Origin of the sequence: Mycobacterium sp. 1245499.0, assembly GCF_001673615.1 — a bacterium.
In the GTDB taxonomy this organism is placed as follows: Bacteria; Actinomycetota; Actinomycetes; order Mycobacteriales; family Mycobacteriaceae; genus Mycobacterium; species Mycobacterium europaeum_A.
This window is the reverse complement of sequence record NZ_LZMG01000330.1, coordinates 1-712: the sequence shown is the minus strand read 5'-3', so window position 1 is coordinate 712 and position 712 is coordinate 1. Positions and strand designations below refer to the sequence as shown.

General features: G+C 72.3%; 2 protein-coding genes. Both read left to right on the top strand.

All coding sequences use genetic code 11. From position 1 onward, the window contains the following. Positions 1-416, top strand: a 416-nt coding sequence (locus A5646_RS20465; protein WP_231998421.1) for an FAD-dependent oxidoreductase, incomplete at its 5' end; no start/stop codon positions are given. Continuing rightward, a partial coding sequence (locus A5646_RS20460) for a squalene/phytoene synthase family protein (RefSeq protein WP_197505245.1) occupies positions 413-712 on the top strand: 300 nt, incomplete at its 3' end. The genes A5646_RS20465 and A5646_RS20460, both read left to right, overlap by 4 nt.

The window sequence follows — 712 nt, the reverse complement described above, 5'->3', positions numbered from 1 at the left end:
CGCGCCGACCAGCGGATCGTCGCGGTGCGCATCGCCGGAGAAGAATCGCTGCGACAGCTGCGCCAGCCGGCGACCGCTACGTCGAGGACATGATCGCGCGCGTCGGCGACCGGCTGCTGCCCGGGTTACCGTGCGACGCAACAGTTTTGGGTGTCATCACGCCCGCCGACTGGGCCCGCCAGGGCATGGCGGCCGGCAGTCCGTTCGCGCTGGCCCACACGTTCGGCCAGACCGGACCGTTTCGGCCGGGCAACCTGGTGCGCGGCATCGACAACGCGGTGCTCGCCGGGTCCTCCACGGTGCCCGGCGTCGGCGTTCCGACCACGCTGATTTCCGGGCGGCTCGCCGCCGACCGCATCACCGGGGTCGCCGCGCGGTCGGCCGCGCACGTCGACATGAAAGCCGGTTCGGCATGATGCGCGGCGAGCTGACGGCGGCCGGGATCGACGACCCGTGGTTGCGCGACGGGTATCGCCGGTGCCGGGAACTCAACGCCGCGCATGGCCGCACCTTCTTTCTCGCGACCCGGTTGCTCGCGCCCGACCAGCGGCCACCCGTTCATGCGCTGTACGGTTTCGCCCGGTACGCCGACGACATCCTCGACGATCTCGACCCGGCGGTCGGCGCCGACGTCCGCGGTCGCCGGCTGGCGCAGCTGTCGCAGCGATTCTTCTCCGGCGATGCGCACCGCGACGATCCGCTGGTCGCCGCC